The sequence below is a fragment of the Bradyrhizobium ottawaense genome (genome assembly GCF_900099825.1).
Lineage (GTDB): Bacteria > Pseudomonadota > Alphaproteobacteria > Rhizobiales > Xanthobacteraceae > Bradyrhizobium > Bradyrhizobium ottawaense_A.
This window is the reverse complement of the sequence record NZ_LT629693.1, coordinates 7,154,897-7,169,777: the sequence shown is the minus strand read 5'-3', so window position 1 is coordinate 7,169,777 and position 14,881 is coordinate 7,154,897. Positions and strand designations below refer to the sequence as shown.

11 protein-coding genes are annotated in these 14,881 nt (G+C 63.6%); 6 read left to right on the top strand and 5 right to left on the bottom strand.

The annotated features are described in order from the left end of the window. Nucleotides 1–23: 23 nt before the first annotated feature. The 4 genes from BLR13_RS33750 to BLR13_RS33730 all read right to left on the bottom strand — a co-directional run bounded on the left by BLR13_RS33750 (nt 24) and on the right by BLR13_RS33730 (nt 5,584). Complete coding sequence (locus BLR13_RS33750; RefSeq protein ID WP_074814468.1) at nt 24–320, bottom strand: septal ring lytic transglycosylase RlpA family protein; 297 nt, start codon at nt 318–320, stop codon at nt 24–26. A 1,348-nt stretch (nt 321–1,668) separates the two neighbouring features. After that, the gene (locus tag BLR13_RS33740) at nt 1,669–1,911 is read right to left on the bottom strand and encodes a hypothetical protein (protein ID WP_074830750.1); all 243 of its coding nucleotides are present in this window, start codon (nt 1,909–1,911) and stop codon (nt 1,669–1,671) included. Nucleotides 1,912–2,124: 213 nt separating this feature from the next. Next, nucleotides 2,125–4,839: a bifunctional diguanylate cyclase/phosphodiesterase gene (locus BLR13_RS33735; protein ID WP_244524989.1), complete on the bottom strand. Its 2,715-nt coding sequence runs from the start codon at nt 4,837–4,839 to the stop codon at nt 2,125–2,127. Between the two features lie 196 nt (nt 4,840–5,035). After that, nucleotides 5,036–5,584 carry a hypothetical protein gene (locus BLR13_RS33730; protein ID WP_074814471.1) on the bottom strand — a complete coding sequence of 183 codons (549 nt, stop codon included), beginning with the start codon at nt 5,582–5,584 and terminating at the stop codon, nt 5,036–5,038. Nucleotides 5,585–5,856: 272 nt separating this feature from the next. Between BLR13_RS33730 and BLR13_RS33725 the strand changes: the two genes are divergently transcribed. After that, nucleotides 5,857–6,093, top strand: coding sequence for a hypothetical protein (locus BLR13_RS33725; protein ID WP_074814474.1), 237 nt, complete (start codon nt 5,857–5,859; stop codon nt 6,091–6,093). Between the two features lie 98 nt (nt 6,094–6,191). Next, a complete protein-coding gene (locus BLR13_RS33720; RefSeq protein WP_074814477.1) occupies nt 6,192–6,890 on the top strand; it encodes an ABC transporter permease in 699 nt (232 codons plus the stop codon). Here BLR13_RS33720 and BLR13_RS33715 read toward each other — a convergent pair. Beyond that, complete coding sequence (locus BLR13_RS33715) at nt 6,864–7,673, bottom strand: substrate-binding domain-containing protein (RefSeq protein ID WP_074814480.1); 810 nt, start codon at nt 7,671–7,673, stop codon at nt 6,864–6,866. The two genes, BLR13_RS33720 and BLR13_RS33715, sit on opposite strands and share 27 nt — an antisense overlap. Before the next feature lie 100 nt (nt 7,674–7,773). On the opposite strand from BLR13_RS33715, the gene BLR13_RS33710 reads away from it, so the two are divergent. The 4 genes from BLR13_RS33710 to BLR13_RS33695 all read left to right on the top strand — a co-directional run bounded on the left by BLR13_RS33710 (nt 7,774) and on the right by BLR13_RS33695 (nt 14,710). After that, nucleotides 7,774–8,139 carry a hypothetical protein gene (locus BLR13_RS33710; protein ID WP_074814482.1) on the top strand — a complete coding sequence of 122 codons (366 nt, stop codon included), beginning with the start codon at nt 7,774–7,776 and terminating at the stop codon, nt 8,137–8,139. 113 nt (nt 8,140–8,252) lie between these two features. Then, the gene (locus BLR13_RS33705) at nt 8,253–9,476 is read left to right on the top strand and encodes an efflux RND transporter periplasmic adaptor subunit (protein WP_074814487.1); all 1,224 of its coding nucleotides are present in this window, start codon (nt 8,253–8,255) and stop codon (nt 9,474–9,476) included. Then, complete coding sequence (locus BLR13_RS33700) at nt 9,469–12,702, top strand: efflux RND transporter permease subunit (protein ID WP_074830756.1); 3,234 nt, start codon at nt 9,469–9,471, stop codon at nt 12,700–12,702. Before BLR13_RS33705 ends, BLR13_RS33700 begins: the two co-directional genes overlap by 8 nt. 172 nt (nt 12,703–12,874) lie before the next feature. Next, on the top strand, nt 12,875–14,710 hold the full coding sequence (locus BLR13_RS33695; RefSeq protein WP_074814492.1) for an alkaline phosphatase family protein: 1,836 nt from the start codon (nt 12,875–12,877) through the stop codon (nt 14,708–14,710). The last annotated feature ends 171 nt before the right edge of the window (nt 14,711–14,881 follow it).

Genomic DNA, 14,881 nt, shown 5'->3' with positions numbered 1-14,881 from the left:
GACCGGCCGGCGACCATTGCACGCTATTCGATCGAGACCCTGACGACGCCGGCCTTCATCATCCCCAGCGCCCGCGCCGCGGCAGTCGAGACATCGATAATGCGGCCGCGAATGAACGGCCCGCGATCGTTGACGCGGCATTGAATGCTGTGATTGCCGAAGGAGACCCGGACCATGCTGCCGAACGGCCGGCTGCGATGCGCGCAGGTCATTTCACCGCTTCTGCCGACACCGGGATAGTAGGAGGCCTTCCCGGTCTCCGCACGCGCGACCGAACTGCCAAGCAGCAGCAGGGCCGCCAAGACGATCGAAATTCGCATTTAAATCCTGCACCGGTCGGCCCCGGCAGGAGAACGCGTTGCCATGGCGAGAGTTCCAGTCCAGGCCAATGGCTTCAACAAACCGGAGAACCGGCATTTCGGAGAGCTCCCGCTGACCGGACATGCCGCAGACATGCCAAAATCGACATGGATGGCCCAACTTAGACGTTCTACGTGATGTCAGCCTGCCCGCCGAATGTCCGCCTTGAGAGGTAAAGCGGAAGTCGGTGTCGGCCAGCTCAACTTCCGTTTTGACCCGGAACGGACTTAGGTTGAGCTCTGGTCAGGGGGATGGAACCCTGGAATCGATATTGTATTTGCAGCGACTACATTTCGATCGAGCTGTCCGAAGACAAATGACACCCGAGGTTCAGCTGTCCGCTATCGAGCCTCGATACGCATGCGCTACCTGTTTCGATTCTCTGCGGTGACCCGAAATTTTCCCCCAGCCAGCATGCCGGTGCAATACCACCAGGATCGTTGTCGGTCCCAGCCCAGGAACATTTTGGTTTCTACGCATTGCGCGTAGTCCCTGTGAGTGAGGGTGTCTTTGCAGGTTGCTGAGAAAACTGAGTAATAACCCGCCGATTCGCTGCATCCAACCCAAGGGTCCTTGCCGCGTTTGAAGCTTGATTCGCAACCATCGTTGCAACTGCTGGCCTCTCTCTCGAGCCGTGCAAGCTTTGCCATGATAGGACCCCGCGCAGCCGACGGCGTCCCAGTCGTCGGCGTCCCAGTCGCCGTTTGAGTGGATCGCGATGTGCGGCCCGCTCGGTGTGCCACCCGACCGGACCCTTGTGGCGTTACCTCCGGCCGTTGCGGCCTTGCCACTTGCCTCGGCGCGTCGACCGTGATGCTGGGAAGCGTGCTGGCGGTTTGCGGCGCTGCCGGGCCGCCGAGGGCGCACAGCAATGCGGTTGACAGGATAGCGACGGCCGAGGGCGCGACAAAGCGGGATGACAATCTCATGATCATATCCTCCCGAGAAGTCGGACTTTCCCTTGCCCATGTGTGCACGACACCACTCAAACTAGCCCGAATTTCCGAATTGGGCCACTGAGGCTCGCAATATTTGCCCGGCGTCCCGCCGTCGACATGTCAACCCGGAGAGAACGCTGACCGCTCGCTTGAAGCCGTTGCGATGTGTGCTTCTGGGAGCAGAGCGGAAAACATTTGCTCGTATTGAGCTTTTCCGGTTTTGGCACTTTCGGACAGAGCGTTTGTGGTGCGCGATGCCTGCAATGCGGGATAAAGCGGACTTTGCGGTTGCGGAGGTCGAGCTCCGAATTCTAATGCCCCCGTGACCGCAAAGCGTGTATCGAAAATAGAGTCTTCGCGATTGGCGGCCTTACTTCGAAGCGTTGGCGATCTTGTGCTCCAGGTGGCCGGTTTCATGATCGCGGCGGAGCTGGCTCAGCGACGTCTCGTTTAGCTGAACCAGGACCTCGCTCAGCTTCTCGGTTTCAGGATAGCCGGCCGCGAAGCCCCGTCCGTAAATCTTGCGCAACGTGCCGACGAGGGTGTTGCCGTGCTTGTGGCTGATTTCGCCGTCGTGGTTGCGATGACGATTGTCCAGACCTGCCTTGCTCATGCTGCTCTCCCTGGTGGTCGCAAGCGACAGCATCCTCCCGCCGGGCTGAGATGGCAACCAGGGATCGGCGATGTCAGGTCAATTGTTACTTCCACCTTTGGCACTTTTCGGACATGGAGCGATGTCCGACGTGGGTCTGCCATGCGCGCCAAGGCCGACGCCCGCTGACCCTCACAATTTGCGGTTCACGCCCTGATCAGAACCGATCGAGATCTAAGCCGGGTTTTCGACCGCCGCAGCGCTCGCCGCCAGCAGCCCGCGGATTTCATGCGCCGGACGCGCGGCGCTGAACAGGTATCCCTGCATCTGCGTGCAGCCGAGATTTTGTACGGTTTCGCGCTGCTGCAAGGTTTCGACGCCTTCGGCCGTCGTGACCATGTCGCGGTCGGCGGCGATTGAGACCACCGCCCGAATGATCGAGGCCGACGAGGAATTGCGGACCACTTCCTTGACGAAGCTGCGGTCGATCTTGATCTTGTCGAACGGGAAACGCTGCAGATATTGCAGCGAGGAATAGCCGGTTCCGAAATCGTCGAGCGCAATCCTGACCCCGAGCACGCGAAGCTGATTCAGCGCGGCCAGCGCCGCGTCGTCGTCAGCGATCAGCACGGCTTCGGTGATCTCGAGTTCGAGCCGGCGCGGGTCGAGCCCGGTCTCGGCGAGTGCGGCGGCGACTTTCAGCGACAGCGTTTCCGACTTGAACTGGATCGGCGAGACGTTGACGGCGATCCGGACATGGGCCGGCCAGGTGGCCGCTTCGGCGCAGGCGGTACGCAACACCCACTGCCCGATCTCCTCGATCAGGCCGGTCTCCTCGGCGACCGGAATGAAGTCGGCGGGCGAGACCATGCCGCGCACCGGATGCCGCCAGCGCAACAGCGCCTCGCAGCCGGTGACCTCGTCGCTCAGCAGATCGACCAGCGGCTGGTAGTGGATCTCGAATTGGCCTTCCGCCGGCGCGTTGCGCAAATCGCATTCGATCTCGCGGCGATGGTTGGCTTCGGCTTCCATCGCCGGGTCGAAGAAACGATAGGTCCTTCGGCCGGCCGCTTTCGCGGCATACATCGCCAGGTCGGCGCTCTTCAGCAGATCGAACAGGTCGGTGCCGTGGCGCGGGGCAATCGCGATGCCGATCGAGGCATCGCTGGCGAGCTGGTGGCCGTTGCAGTCGAACGACGTCCGCAACGCCCGATAGATCCGCTCGACCAGGGCGCTGACATCGTCGTCGTTTTCCACATCGTGCTGAAGGATCGCGAACTCGTCCCCGCCGAGGCGAGCGATGAAGTCGCTCGGCCCGACCGACTGGCGCAGCCGTTCCGCGACGCCCTTGAGGAATTCGTCGCCGATCAAATGGCCCAGTGAGTCGTTGATCGCCTTGAACTCGTCGATGTCGATATAGAGGATCGCGAACTGGACGCTTGCGGTCTGCAGCAGCAATCCTTCCGCGTGGCGCTGGAACAGCGTCCGGTTCGGCAGGTTGGTCAGGGGATCGTAGTGGGCGAGATGCTCGATCTGGGCCTGGACGCGCCGGTTTTCGGTGACGTCTTCCAGCGTCGTGGCCCAGCCGCCGTCCGCCGACCGCTTGTAGATCAGCCGGATCGTGCGCCCGTCGGGCGTCGAGATCACGGTTTCGTTGATGCCGCCCTTGGGATCGAGGAACTTGGCGCAATAGCTGTCGACATCGCCGACAAATGAACCGAGCTGCTGGCGGTGCAGGATGAGCTCGCGTAGGTGGCAGCCGGGTTTGACGACGTCCGGCGAGACGCCGAACATGTCGATATATTGCTGGTTGCAGAACACGAGACAACCCGTGTTGTCGAACAGCAGCAACCCCTGCGTCATGTTGTTGATGGCGATGTCGAGATGCTGGCTCTTTTCCGACAGCTTGTGCTGCGCGGCCGCATGCTGGCGCTGCATCTGGCGCACGATCAGGAAGATCATGAAGACGACGACGACGACGGCCAGTACCGCGGCGAAAAACTGCAGCTTGGTCTGCGCCCGCCAATCGGCCAGCGCGACCGACGTGTCGGCTGTTGCGACGACGACGATCGGGAAATGGATCAGCGGCCTGACGGAGCCGATCAGGTCTTCGCCGAGGCTGCTCCTGAACCGCCCCGAAATGTTGCCGTCGAGCTCCATAGCGCGGCGAAACTGCGCCATCCCCGACACGTTGCGGCCGACATATTTGTCGTTCTGCGGATAGCGCGCGATGATGGTGCCGTCGTGGTGGATCACCGAAATTCCGGTGTCGCGGCCCAGCGCCAGTGACGCGACGAAGTTCTCAAAGTGCGAAGGCCGCAGGGCCCGGCTGGCGAAACCGACGATCTCGCCGCGGCGGTTGACGATCTTGCGCGCGAACACCGTGGTCCAAAGCCCCGTCACCTTGCTCTTGACGGGCTCGACGAGCACATCCGGCGTTGGTTTCCCGGACGCAAAGTCCTTGAAGTAGCGCCGGTCCGCGATCGAAACATCGGGCACCGGCCAGACCTCGGTCGCGTTGATCAGTTTTCCCGCCGCATTGTAGAGATGCAGGCCGTTGGGTTGCGGCAGCGCCTCCAGCTTTGTGCGCAGCATTTCATGCGCTGATAACGTCGACATCGAGTTCTCGAAGTCGGCAGCGGTCTCGCCGGCGCTCGCCTGCATGTAGGCGATGACCTCGTTGTGGACGTGCTGGAGATCGCCGAGCTGCTGGTCGAAATGGCGCGACAGCAGCAGCGCCGTGTTGTTCTGCTCGCGCTCGGCGACCTCGAGGGCGCGCTGGCGGAATTGCATGGCGAAGTAGGCGGTGCCGAGCGCGATCGCGATCACGAGGGCTGCGCCGCACACGACGAGCCATTGAATCGCGCCGAATCTGGACCGGAACAGCATGCCGCCGATCGATCCGCGCAAGCTCTCCGTCATGACGCCCCGAGATGAACTGTCCAGCATTATCGCTGCCCCCACAGATGTTTTTTTAGGGGAGCACTACCCAAGGGGGCGTTAGCAAAGTGAGTTATTGCGAGGTTAAAGAGACTATAGCGTCTTCGAGCGAAGTGGGCACCGGTTCGCATAGCAATCAAGTTTACGCAGATTGCGTAGACTTATCTGCGGTAGAAAACGCGTCGAAAAACAAGGCTTTGCGCAATCAGGCCATCGCCTTCGCCATCTCGTCCGCTTCGGCGGTCTCCGTTTCCCTCATGCTGCATTCGATCAGGGACCCGTCGATCGTGAACTTCGAGAACGGCGACAGCAGTGATTCGACCCGCAGGGCTGCAAAAAACTGGGCGTCGCCCGGGCTCTTCAGGAAGAACCGGATGTGGCTCCCCGAAAGCGTATCCCGAGACAGCCATACGATGCCGGAGAACAGCGCGACCATGATCTGGGCGTATTGAGCGAGGTCGGCAATCCCGAGTTCGTAGACCGGCGACAGGGTGGTGAAGCGCGCGCGCAGGGTCGGCGCGGGATACTTGCTCATCATGATGCGGCTGACCTGACACACCGCATGCGACCGGTCACCTTCGGAAAGGCAGAACAGGCTCGGGTTTTTGTCGTCCTTGGCCAGGCCGTCGATGACGGCGTAGCTGCCCATCGCGAGGGTGGAATAGTCCTCCCCGACGGCTTCGGCGTCCTTCTTCCACTGGCTTTTGATCGCGCGCCAGGCCTTATCGGGCTCTTTCATCGGCAGCAAGCGCATGACTAACCGGGGGTTAATGCAGGAGGTGACGACAGGTATCCTACAGGCTGCCCCTAAACGTTTGCTTACGCGGGTACCGGGAGAAGCCGGTATTTGTGCGGACAGGCACGTTTTCTATCTGCGCGATATTTCAACCCACATCACACCCTGACGGTGTCGTCGGTAAAACAACCACCCGGATGCGGCCGGCGCGGTATCGGGGAGACCGGCTTTTTGCTATGCTTTGCGCTTTAGCAATCCGATTTTCCATATTTCATCGTTGGAGATTTTTCATGAAGCATATTGTGGCAGCAGTGCTGGTTTCGATCGCGATCGCCTCGCCACTATCGGCGCAGAAATTGGTTGATCCGACCAAGGTGGCTCCGGAATACCGGGAGGCGGCGGAGAAGCGCCGCGCCGAACAGATCAGGCAGCAGGAATGCGCGCACAGGGCGGATGCGGAAAAGGTGGCACCGCGCGAACGCACCGCCTTCCTGATTCAGTGCCTTGAATCCGACGCGGGGAAATAGCTGCATAGCGTTTTCAAGCGAAGTGGATACCGGTTCGCGTCAAGAAGACGCGTCAAAACTTAACGCTTCAGGCCCGAATCTCTGCTTCATTGAGCCGGATGAACGATTTCACCCAATCCGTCGCCGCGGCGCTGGCGCTGATCGGCCGCCTCGATTCCGAACTGGTCACGATCGTCTGGCTGTCGCTGCGCGTCAGCCTTTCGGCCAGCCTGATCGCGCTGGCGATCGGCGCGCCGCTCGGCATCTGGCTTGCGATCAGCCGGTTTCGCGGGCGACAGGTCCTGATCGTGCTTGCCAACGCCCTGCTCGGCCTGCCGCCGGTCGTGGCCGGGCTCGTGCTCTATCTGCTGCTCTCCCGGACGGGTGTCTTCGGCTTTGCCGGGTTGCTGTTCACGCCACCGGCCATGATCATCGCGCAGGTGATGCTGGCGACGCCGATCGTCGTTTCGCTGGTGCACCGCCCGGTGTCGCTGCTGTGGGCCGAATATGCCGACCTCGCCCGCACCGATGGCCTGTCGCATCTGCGCAGCATCGCGTTGATGATGTCGCTAGGACGGGTTTCCCTGCTCACCGCCTTTCTCGCCGCCTTCGGGCGCGCGATCGCCGAGGTCGGCGCCATCCTCATCGTCGGCGGCAATATTCGCGGCTACACCCGCACCATGACGACGGCGATTGCGCTGGAAACCAGCAAGGGCGAATTGTCGCTCGCGCTCGGGCTCGGGCTCGTCCTGGTGTCGCTGAGCGTAACGGTGAGTACGGTGGCGTTCCTGCTACTCGGACGCGTTGGGGAAAAATAGCTGTTCACCGCCGACCTTGTAGTCGGCGATGTTTTTTTGTCCCTCGGCAGAGACCAGCCAGTCGATGAAGGCCTGGCCATCCCGGGCTTTGACGCCGGCATGTTTGACCGGATTGACCAGCATCACGCCATACTGGTTGAACAACCGCCGGTCGCCTTCGGTCAGGACCGCAAGTTCGCCACGGTTCTTGAAGGACAGCCAGGTGCCGCGATCCGCCAGCAGATAGGCGTTCGACGACGACGCCATGTTCAGCGCCGCGCCCATGCCCTGCCCGATTTCGCGATACCAGTCGCCCTTGACCGCGGCGAGATCGACGCCCGCTTCCTTCCAGAGCCGCAGCTCCGCTTCATGGGTGCCGGAACGGTCGCCGCGCGAGACGAACACGGATTTTGCCGCGGCAATCTTTCGCAGGGCCTCGGCGACGTCCTTGCCGCCTTCAATGTGCGCCGGATCGGCCTTTGGCCCGATCACCACGAAGTCATTGTACATGACCTCGTAGCGCTTCACGCCGAACCCGTCCGCGAGGAACTTGGCCTCCGCCACCTTGTCGTGGACGAACACCACGTCGGCGTCGCCGCGGCGGCCGATGTCGAGCGCCTGCCCGGTACCGACGGCAACCACCTTGACGCCGATACCGCTCACCGACGTAAAGCGCGGCAGCAGATAGTCGAACAATCCCGATTGCTCCGTCGACGTCGTCGAGGCGACGGTGATCGTTCGTTCCTGCGCGGATGCGCCGCAGACGAGTGCGAGGCTGGCGACCGCGGCGATAAGGCGTTTCATTGCATTTTCCCTGCTTGGCGACCGCGAACATTATAACATTCGCCACCTGGTCGAAAGCCACGCCTTGAACCTGAAGGCCGCGGGCGCTAACTAGCGCAGCATGGAAGTCCGATTCACCGCAACGCATTCCGTTCAGCGTCAGCCGACGCCGCGCCATTGGCGCCGGCTGTTCGCCGCGCTGGTCTCGGTTGCGTTCGCGCTGTCGTTCTTCCACGGCCTGAGCTTCGATCACGACGACGGCGCGCCGGCGATCTCGATCGCGCAAGGCTCGGGCGATACGACCGGCAAGACTCCGGCCCATCCTGCCCCGCTCCATGGCGATCATTGCCTGACGCATCTGTCATCGGTGACCCCGCAGGAAACCGCCATCGCGATCGAATATGTCGCGCATGGCTACCGCATCGTCAGCCTGCCGTCGCCGGACGGCGCCTGTCCGCGCTCTCCGTTCGAACCGCCCCGCGCCTGATCCGGTCGAACTGACCGCCTCGGTCACGCTGCCCGCGGGCGGCGGACCTCCCTCGCACATATCGATGTCGCAGCAGTCGCGGGCGTTTGCCGGCGGCTTGCGGGAAAGCGCACATGAAACGGATTATCGTCTTCCTCGCCGGCATTTTTGTCGGCATCACCCTCATTGTCGCCGCCGCCTTTTGGAGCGGATGGCCGTTGTCGTTCGAACTCAAGCCACCGGACGCCGCAATCGCGGCTCCGTCAAAAGCCGAGAGCGCGCATCACGGCCCCGAGCGGGTCGATCTTGGCGACGACCAGATCCGGGATGCTGGCATTGCGCTGGCGCGCGTCGCCGGCGGGGCGCTCAAGCGTCACTTCCTGGCGCCGGGTTCGCTGGTTCCCGATGCCGACCATATCGGCCGGGTATCGGTGCGCGTGCTGGCAACGGTGGCCGAGTTGCGCAAGCGCCTCGGCGACAGCGTCGAGAAAGGCGAGATCGTCGCCGTGATCGAGAGCCGCGAAGTCGCCGATGCCAAGAGCGAGTATCTCGCCGCACGGCTGACCAACGACCTGCAGCAAACCCTCTATGGCCGGCAGAAGACGCTTGCCGAAACCCGGACGGTTTCGGAAAACGACTTTCTCCGCACCCGTCTCACCGCCAATGACGCGCAGATCAAGCTCGACGGCTCCAGGCAGAAGCTGTTCGCACTCGGCCTGTCGGAAAGCGAAATCGCCGACCTGCCGAACCAGCCGCAGGAAACCCTGCACAAGCAATTCCTGCGCGCGCCGATCTCGGGCCGCGTCTCGGAGCGCCGGGTCGATCTCGGCGGGCTGATTGGGCGCGAAGGCCAGGAGAGCGAGCTGTTCGTCATTGTCAATCTCGACGACGTCTGGGTCGATCTTGCGGTTTCGCCCGAGGACATCGCCGCGGTGCGCGAAGGCGGGCCGATCACGGTGCGCGCCATCGGCACCGGCGATGAGGCGCGTGCGCAGGTGATCTTTGTCAGCCCCCTGCTCGACCGCGAAACCCGCAACGCCCGCGTCATCGCGACCATGCCCAACACCGACCATCGCTGGAAGCCGGGCACTTTCATTACCGCCGAAGTCCCGCTCGCAAGCGAACCTTCGAAACTGCTGGTTCCCCGGACCGCGCTGCAGATCGTCAAGGGAAAGCCCACGCTGTTCGTGCGCGACGCCGCCGGCTTCGAGGCCCGATCGGTGCGGACCGGCCGCGAGGACGACGATGACGTCGAAATCCTTGGCGGCCTCGCGGCCGGCGAGACCATCGCAGTCGCCAACAGTTTCACGCTGAAGGCCGAGCTTGAAAAAGCCGATGCGGAGCACGGTCATGATTGAATGGATCGTCGACCTTTCGATCCGGCGCCGCTGGGCCGTCATAGCCCTCGGCGCCGTCGTCATGATGCTCGGCGGCTGGGCGCTCACCATGCTGCCGATCGACGCGGTGCCCGACATCACCAACAAGCAGGTGCAGATCAACACCACCGCGCCCGCCCTGTCGCCTGCGGAGATCGAGAAGCAGATCACCTTTCCGATCGAAACGGCGCTGGCCGGCGCCCCCGGTCTGGAAAGCACCCGCTCGCTGTCGCGCAACGGATTTTCGCAGGTTACGGCGGTGTTCAGCGAAGCCACCGACATCTATTTCGCGCGCCAGCAGGTTGCCGAGCGGCTGACCGAGGTTCGCGGCCGTCTGCCGCAGGGCATCGAGCCGCGCGTCGGCCCGACCTCGACCGGTCTTGGCGAAATCTACATGTGGACGGTGCATTTCTCCGGCACCGGGGCCGCATCGGACGGTGCGCCGGGCCTGCAAGGCGACGGCCGTTTTCTGACGCCCGAGGGCGCGCTGCTCGCAAGCGACATCGAAAAGAACGCCTATCTGCGCACCGTGCAGGACTGGATCCTGAAACCGCAAATCAGGATGGTGCCGGGCGTTGCCGGCGTCGATTCGATCGGCGGCTATCTCAAGCAGTACCAGGTCAATCCCGATGCGGCGAAGCTGATTGCGCTGGGCTTGACCTTTGCGGACGTGGCAAAAGCCATCGAAGGCAACAATGTCAGCCGCGGCGCGCGCTATATCGAGCGCAACGGCGAAGGCATCGTGGTGCGCTCCGGCGGCCGCATCGAGAGCATCGAGGAACTCGGCGCCGTCGTCGTCTCCACCCGCGGCGGCGTACCGGTCCGGATCCGGGACCTCGCCACCGTTTCGATCGGCGGCGAGACCCGCACCGGCAGCGCCAGCGAGAACGGGCGCGAGGTCGTCGTCGGCACCGCGCTGATGCTGATCGGCGCCAACAGCCGTACGGTTTCCTCTGATGTCGACGCCCGCCTGCGCGCGATCGCGCCGTCATTGCCGCCGGGGATCGAGGTCAAGCCGGTCCTCGACCGCACCCAGCTGGTCGACGCCACCATCGGCACGGTGACGCGCAATCTGGCCGAAGGCGCCCTGCTGGTGATCGCCGTGCTGTTCGCTTTGCTCGGAAATTTCCGCGCAGCGCTGATCACGGCCCTGGTGATTCCGCTCGCGATGCTGATGACCGCGATCGGGATGTGGCGCGGTCACATCAGCGCCAATCTGATGAGCCTCGGCGCGCTCGATTTCGGCCTGATCGTCGACGGCGCCGTGATCATCACCGAAAACAGCCTGCGCCATCTCGCCGAACGGCAGCACGAGCTCGGCCGTATCCTGACGCGCGAGGAACGCCTCGCCACGGTGCGGGCTTCGACCGTCGAGATGATCCGGCCGAGCCTTTACGGGCAAGCCATCATCCTGCTGGTCTACGTGCCGCTCCTGACCTTTACCGGCGTCGAAGGAAAAATGTTCGAACCGATGGCGCTGACCGTGATCCTGGCGCTGGCCTCGGCGTTCGTGCTGTCGCTGACCTACGTTCCCGCGCTGATCGCGCTCGCCATCGGCGGCCGCGTCCAGGAAGGCGAGAACCGGATCGTTGCGCGGCTGAAGGGGCTGTACCGGCCGCTGCTGCATCATGCGATCGTCTCGCCCGCGCCGGTCCTTGCCACCGCGGTCGTGTTGTTTGCCACCGCCCTGTTCGGCTTCACGCGCCTCGGCCAGGAATTCATCCCGACGCTCGACGAGAAGAACATCGCGATGCACGCGCTGCGGATTCCGAGCACCGCGCTGTCGCAGTCGCAGGCCATGCAACTCGCCGTCGAGAAAACCGTCAGTCGCTTTCCCGAGGTCGCCTTCGTGTTCTCCAAGACCGGCACGGCGGAGATGGCAAGCGATCCGATGCCGCCGAACGCGTCCGACACCTTCATTATCCCAAGGCCGCGCGATCAGTGGCCCGATCCATCGCTCACCAAGGACGCGCTGATCGAGCGGATCGCCGCGGCCGTCAACCGGCTCCCCGGCAATGTCTATGAATTCACCCAGCCGATCCAGATGCGCTTCAACGAGCTGCTGGCCGGGGTGCGCGGCGACATCGCCGTCAAGGTGTTTGGCGACGAATTCGAGCCGATGCTGAAAGCAGCTAACGAGGTCGCGGCGGCGCTTCGCGACGTGCGCGGAGCCACCGACGTCAAGGTCGAACAGGCGGGCGGCCTCCCGGTGCTGGAGATCAAGGTCGACAAGTCGGCGATTGCGCGGCGCGGCCTCAGCGTATCGACGGTGCAGGAGGTGATCGGCGCCGCGGTCGGCGGCGAGGAGGCCGGCGTGGTGTTCGAGGGCGACCGCAGCTTCGACATTGTCGTGCGGTTGCCGGAAAGCGTGCGCTCCGACCTCGAGGCGCTCGGCAACCTGCCCGTGGCGCTTCCCCGGGCAACGCCGAATTCGCCGGTGCAAAGCCTTTCGCTCAACCGCGTCGCCCGGTTTTCGTTCAGCGAAGGCCCGAACCAGATCAGCCGCGAGAACGGCAAGCGCCGCATCGTCGTATCCGCCAATGTGCGCGGGCGCGACCTCGGCTCGGTGGTCGAGGAGGCGCAAACGCGCGTCAAACAGGGCGTTCGCCTGCCGCCTGGATACTGGATGACCTGGGGCGGACAGTCCGAGAACCTGGCGGCCGCCCCGCAAAAACTGGCGATCGTCGTTCCCGCCTGCTTTGCGATGATTTTTCTGCTGTTGCTGGCAGCGATGGGTTCGGCGCGCGACGCGCTCCTGGTGTTCAGCGTGGTGCCGCTGGCACTCACGGGCGGCATTTTTGCGCTTTGGCTTCGTGGCATGCCGTTTTCGATTTCGGCGGCGGTCGGCTTCATCGCGCTGTCAGGCGTCGCCGTCCTGAACGGGCTGGTGATGCTGAGCTACATCCGACAGCTCCGCCAGAGCGGGATGCCGCTTGCCTTGGCGATCGAGAATGGCGCCCTCACCCGGTTTCGTCCGGTCGTGATGACCGCGCTGGTCGCCGCGTTGGGCTTCGTGCCGATGGCATTTGCCACGGGAACGGGGGCCGAGGTGCAAAAGCCGCTCGCCACCGTCGTGATCGGCGGCCTGATCAGCGCGACGCTGCTGACGCTGGCCATCCTTCCTGCACTCTACGCGCGCTACGGCCGTGCGGCCGTCCAGCCGTCATCCCGCGCGACGCCGACGGTATCGCCCCAGCCTTCGCCGTGAACGCGAAGACTGGCGACGAAATGGCTCTAAACCGGCGGTCCTGCGCCGAAACGCATCTGGACGTCAAAAGCCCGTTGACCGCGACGGCTTACCTGTAACAAATCTGTCGCAGAGCAAAACTAAACGGAGGCAACGGCAGATCGCCGCAATTGCTTCTGATGGGGAGAACCTGATGCGCCGCACAACCGTGTTGCTGTCCGCCAGCCTGATCGCGCTCACCGCAACTGCCGCGTCGGCGCAAAATGCCGCACCGCGTAACCTGATCCTGTTCGTGCCGGACGGCTTGCGCGGACGGATCGTGACGCCGCAGACCGCACCCGCGATGGCCGAGGTTCGCGACAAGGGCGTCCACTTCAAGAATTCGCACTCGCTGTTTCCGACCTTCACCATGGCGAACGGCTCGGCGATGGCGACCGGCCATTACCTCGGCGATACCGGCGTGTTCTCAAACACCATCTTTACCGGCTACACGTCGGTGCCCGCCGGCGACACCGTCGTTCCCTTCATCGAGAATGACGCCGTGCTCGGCGACATCGACGAGCATTTCAGCGGCGACTATCTGAACGAGGAAACCCTGCTGAAGATGGCGCGGGCGCAAGGCTTCTCCACCGCCGCGATCGGCAAGCTCGGCCCTACCCTGCAGTTCGACCACGCTGACCGTGGCAAGACCACCATCGTGATCGACGATTCCACCGGCGGCAAGAACGGCGTGCCGCTGTCCGACGAAATGAAGGACGCCCTGACCAAGGCCAACCTGCCGGTGGCGACGCCCGGGCGCGGCGACAACGGCAAGGCCGGCGACGCCAAGACGCCGGGCACCACGTCAGCCAATGTCGCGCAGCAGGCCTACATGGCCGACGTCGCGGCCAAGGTCGTGCTGCCGATGTTCAAGGCGCGCAGCAAGCCGTTCGTGCTGGTGTTCTGGTCGCGCGATCCCGACGGCAGCCAGCACAATACCGGCGACAGCCTCAACAGTACGACGCCCGGGATCAACGGCCCGACCTCGATGGCCGGCATCAAGAATGCCGACGACAACCTCGCGCAATTGCGCAAGGCGCTGGACGAACTCGGGCTCAGTGCCTCGACCAATATCATGATCTCCTCCGATCACGGCTTCTCGACGATTTCGAAGGAGAGCAAGACCAGCCCGTCGGCGAAGATTTCCTACGCCGATACGCCAAAGGATTTCCTGCCCATGGGCTTCCTCGCCATCGATCTGGCGAAGGCGCTGAACCTTCCGCTGTTCGACCCCAACGACAAGAATGCGGCGGTCGCCGCTGACGCCCACCCCAAGGCCGGCAACGGCGTGCTCGGCAAGGATCCGACAAAGCCCGAGGTCGTGATCGCCACCAACGGCGGATCGGACCTCGTCTACATTCCCGGCAAGGACCGCAAGCTGGTGGACCGCACCATCAAGGCGCTGCTGGAGCAGGACTATGTCAGCGGCATTTTCGTCAACGACGATCTCGGGCGTTTCCCCGGCACGTTGCCGATGTCGCAACTCGGCCTGATCGGCAAGGCGGTGACGCCGCAGCCGTCGATCGTGGTCAATTTCCGCTCGTGGTCGTCGGGCTGCGAGGAGCCGACCAACTGCTCGGTGCAGGTGGCGGATACCGTGCTGCGCCAGGGCCAGGGCATGCATGGCAGCTTCAGCCGCGGCGACACGCTGAACTTCACCGCCGCGATCGGGCCCGACTTCAAGTCGGGTTATGTCGATGCCCTCCCCGTCAGCAATGCGGATGTCGGCGCCACCGCCGCAAAAGTCATGGGCCTGACGCAAAAGCCGAAGGGCCCGCTGGTCGGCCGCGTCATGACCGAAGCGATGCCGAACGGCGCGACGCCGCAGGCCTATGCCGGCACCGTGAAGTCGAAGCCCGCGGCGAACGGGCTGCGTACCGTGCTGAATTTCCAGCGCGTCGGCACCCAGCGCTATTTCGACACCGCAGGATTCCCGGGCCGCACCCTCGGGCTAGAAGCGGAAGAAAACAAGAAAACCGCGGGGAAGTAACCGCGGTCGCGATCAGGCCGCGACGCGGCTCGGCTTCACCAACACATCGTAGGGTGGGCAAAGCGTAGCGTGCCCACCATTCGAAGACATTGATCGATAGATGGTCGGCACGGTGCAAGCGCGCGTTTTGCTCACCCTACGCACCGTATTTGCGCCATCTGCGCCAAACAG

What these genes read in the sequence shown, in the direction of transcription:
- BLR13_RS33705 (WP_074814487.1), top strand. Translation starts at nt 8,253, where the DNA reads ATGAAACGGATTATCGTCTTCCTCGCCGGCATTTTTGTCGGCATCACC.
- BLR13_RS33700 (WP_074830756.1), top strand. Translation starts at nt 9,469, where the DNA reads ATGATTGAATGGATCGTCGACCTTTCGATCCGGCGCCGCTGGGCCGTC.
- BLR13_RS33725 (WP_074814474.1), top strand. Translation starts at nt 5,857, where the DNA reads ATGAAGCATATTGTGGCAGCAGTGCTGGTTTCGATCGCGATCGCCTCG.
- BLR13_RS33695 (WP_074814492.1), top strand. Translation starts at nt 12,875, where the DNA reads ATGCGCCGCACAACCGTGTTGCTGTCCGCCAGCCTGATCGCGCTCACC.
- BLR13_RS33710 (WP_074814482.1), top strand. Translation starts at nt 7,774, where the DNA reads ATGGAAGTCCGATTCACCGCAACGCATTCCGTTCAGCGTCAGCCGACG.
- BLR13_RS33730 (WP_074814471.1), bottom strand. Translation starts at nt 5,584, where the DNA reads ATGCGCTTGCTGCCGATGAAAGAGCCCGATAAGGCCTGGCGCGCGATC.
- BLR13_RS33750 (WP_074814468.1), bottom strand. Translation starts at nt 320, where the DNA reads ATGCGAATTTCGATCGTCTTGGCGGCCCTGCTGCTGCTTGGCAGTTCG.
- BLR13_RS33740 (WP_074830750.1), bottom strand. Translation starts at nt 1,911, where the DNA reads ATGAGCAAGGCAGGTCTGGACAATCGTCATCGCAACCACGACGGCGAA.
- BLR13_RS33735 (WP_244524989.1), bottom strand. Translation starts at nt 4,839, where the DNA reads ATGCTGGACAGTTCATCTCGGGGCGTCATGACGGAGAGCTTGCGCGGA.
- BLR13_RS33720 (WP_074814477.1), top strand. Translation starts at nt 6,192, where the DNA reads ATGAACGATTTCACCCAATCCGTCGCCGCGGCGCTGGCGCTGATCGGC.
- BLR13_RS33715 (WP_074814480.1), bottom strand. Translation starts at nt 7,673, where the DNA reads ATGAAACGCCTTATCGCCGCGGTCGCCAGCCTCGCACTCGTCTGCGGC.